General features: G+C 61.7%; 3 protein-coding genes and 2 pseudogenes. 4 read left to right on the top strand and 1 reads right to left on the bottom strand.

All coding sequences use genetic code 11. The annotated features are described in order from the left end of the window. Positions 1-316 (top strand): annotated as a pseudogene (locus tag JNL55_RS36400) (citrate transporter); the annotation flags it as partial. Here JNL55_RS36400 and JNL55_RS36395 read toward each other — a convergent pair. Then, positions 313-747, bottom strand: coding sequence for an EamA family transporter (locus JNL55_RS36395; RefSeq protein WP_293866721.1), 435 nt, complete (start codon positions 745-747; stop codon positions 313-315). The pseudogene JNL55_RS36400 and the gene JNL55_RS36395 overlap by 4 nt on opposite strands. A 95-nt stretch (positions 748-842) precedes the next feature. Here JNL55_RS36395 and JNL55_RS37275 point away from each other — a divergent pair. From JNL55_RS37275 to JNL55_RS36385, 3 genes and pseudogenes are all read left to right on the top strand, one after another. After that, positions 843-983: pseudogene (locus JNL55_RS37275) on the top strand (efflux RND transporter permease subunit); the annotation flags it as partial. A gap of 35 nt (positions 984-1018) precedes the next feature. Continuing rightward, positions 1019-1687, top strand: a complete 669-nt coding sequence (locus tag JNL55_RS36390) for a response regulator transcription factor (RefSeq protein WP_293866718.1) — start codon at positions 1019-1021, stop codon at positions 1685-1687. After that, the coding region (locus tag JNL55_RS36385; protein ID WP_293866715.1) for a histidine kinase dimerization/phospho-acceptor domain-containing protein at positions 1684-2846 on the top strand (1163 nt) is incomplete at its 3' end. The genes JNL55_RS36390 and JNL55_RS36385, both read left to right, overlap by 4 nt.

Below are 2846 nucleotides of genomic sequence, written 5' to 3'. Positions count from 1 at the left end.
GATCACCGCGCTGGTGAGCCTGCCGTTCACATTTTTCATCTCGAACGACGCGTTCTACTATGGCGTGATGCCGATCCTCTCACAGGCCGCGCAGAACTATGGAATCTCCCCGGTCGAAATGGCGCGTGCTTCATTGATCGGCCAACCGGTGCACCTGTTGAGCCCTCTGGTACCCTCGACCTATCTGCTGGTGGGGCTGGCCAATGTGGATTTCGGTGACCACCAGCGCTTTACGCTCAAGTGGGCGACGGGCATTTGCTTAGTCATGATGGCGGCGTCGTTGCTGTTCGGGGCTTTCCCGCTGGTGGCCGGCTAGCGCCTGAGCGCGAGCAGCAGTACTCCTGCGCCGACCAGCGAAATCCCGACCCAGTCCTTCGCCGCCGGGCGCTCGCCGAGGAAGACCACAGCGAAGATCGCCACCAGCACCACGCTTAGCTTGTCTATGGGCGCGACTTTCGCCGCTTCGCCGAGCTGCAAGGCGCGAAAGTAACAAACCCATGAGGCGCCGGTGGCGAGTGCGGACAAGACTAGAAATGTCCAATTGCGGGCTGAGAAGGTCAGGGGACTGACCCACTGGCCGCTCATACGAACGAACACTGCCAGCAGCATCGCGATGATGACGGCGCGTACCAGCGTCGCCACGTCGGAGTTGATGCCGTCCAGGCCAATCTTGGCAAACACTGCAGTGAGCGCCGCGAACGTCGCGGATAACAATGCCCAGTGCAGCCAGGCGCTTTCAGAACTCATTCTGCCTCCGGTGCGGATAGCCATCGCGGCGCCATGATACCCAGCGCCGGTACGTATTTCGACGATGAGGGGCGAGCGCTCGATGATGCGATCAGCGGTTGCGGCCGGTCATGATGACGGCGTTGGTTGCCGCGCTCGGCTTTGTGCCAATGGCGCTCAACGTAGGGCCCGGATCGGAAGTACAGCGCCCGCTGGCCACCGTGGTCATCGGCGGCATTGTGTCAAGGTGTTTGCTTCGCCAAGGCAGGGCGCCTGTGCCAAACTGAATGTCATGCACGTATTGCTCATCGAGGATGATGTCCTGCTTGGCCAGGCGATCGAGACCGCGCTGAGGCGTTGGGGGCATACGCTGCTGTGGATGCGTGACGGTCAGAGCGGTCTATCGGCTGCGCATGCCGGTGGGGTGGACATCGTGCTTCTCGATCTCGGGCTGCCGGGGGTGGGAGGGCTGCAAGTGCTCAAAGCGTTGCGAGAAAAATCGGCAGCGGTGCCGGTCCTTGTCATTACCGCACGCGACGGTTTGACCGATCGCATTGCCGGGCTCGACGCCGGTGCTGACGACTATCTGGGCAAGCCATTCAACCTGGATGAATTGGCAGCGCGGATGCGAGCGCTGCACCGTCGCTCACTGGGTCAACCGAAGAATCTGCTGGTGGCCGGAGCGATCACGATCGACCCCGCCGCGATGCATGTATCGTTCGACGACCGTCCGGTCGAGCTTTCGCATCGAGAGTTCATTCTATTGCGTGCATTGGCCGAACGCGCTGGGCGAGCGGTCTCGCGGGAAGCGCTGATGCGAGCGCTGTATGGCGTCGAGGCAGGTGCTGAAAGCAATACGCTCGAAGTGCACATTCATTCGTTACGTCGCAAGTTATCGGCCGAAGTCATTCGTACGGTGCGCGGCTTCGGCTATTTATTGGTCGGCGACAAAACGCAATGAACCGATCGCTACATATCCGTGTCGTCAGCTACGTGCTGGCGGTCATAGGCCTGGTGACGCTGCCCTTGGCGATTTACGGATATCGCAAGACCGTGCAGGAGTTCGACGAGTTGGGCGATGCGAGGCTGGTGCAGGCAACGCGCACCATCGATGTGCTGGCCGAGAATGCGGGCTTGCGAGATCCTCAGCCCAGTGCGCCGCTCGACGTGCTGGTCTGGCGCAGCCCATTTCAGGAGCCGACATTGACCGCCGGCGGTCATGCCTACGAAGTGCGGCTGGGCTTCCAGTTCTTCAATGGCGCAGACCAGTTGCGCATGACCAGCGACAACTTCCAAGGCTTGGGATTGAAGGCGGCGCCGGAAGGGTTCTCCGACCTGGACTTCGACGGCAGTCGCTGGCGCATCTTTACGATACGAGAAGAGGATGGTGACACCGTCCGGGTGGGTGAGCGATACGACAGCCGCAACTCGATCGCGCGCGATTTGATCTGGGAGCACGTAGCACCGACTTTGATCGCATTACCGCTGCTCGCAGTTCTGGTGGGTTGGGCGGTCCGGCGCGCATTGCGACCGCTCGACGTGCTGTCGCACGATCTGTCCATGCGTCGGCCAGATACATCCACGCCAATCGAATTGGAGCAAGCACCACGCGAGCTCGAACCGGTGCTCGCGTCATTGAACGAGCTGCTTTCCAGAGTGCAGTCGTCGCTCGAGCGCGAGCGTCAGTTCGCAGCGGACGCGGCTCATCAATTGCGGACACCGCTGACTTCGGCGCTGCTTCATCTGGACAACGCCGTGGCAGACGAGTCCGCCGCTTCGCGCAAGCTGGCCCTCGGTCGTGCGCAGGAGGGCTTGGGACGCCTGCGTCGCCTGGTAAATCAGTTCCTGGAGCTGGCTCGCTGGGACTCGGAGAGTGGTGACCTGCATCGTGATGCTGTCGATCTCGATGCATGTGTGCGTGCCGAGGTGGAGACCTCGGCACATCTGGCTGCAGACAAAGACCTGGAGGTATCGGTGATCTGCGCCGATGCACCGACGGTCATCCAGGGCTGGGCACCGGCTTTGCACGCGCTGGCACACAATCTGATCGACAACGCCTTTCGCTACACGCCAAGCAGTGGACGCGTGCAAGTTCGCGTGGCTGTGACCGATGCGGGGCC

Origin of the sequence: Steroidobacter sp. (assembly GCF_016790065.1) — a bacterium.
In the GTDB taxonomy this organism is placed as follows: Bacteria; Pseudomonadota; Gammaproteobacteria; order Steroidobacterales; family Steroidobacteraceae; genus Steroidobacter.
Note: the sequence above shows the minus strand (reverse complement) of the source record. Positions and strands in the feature narration are given on the sequence as shown.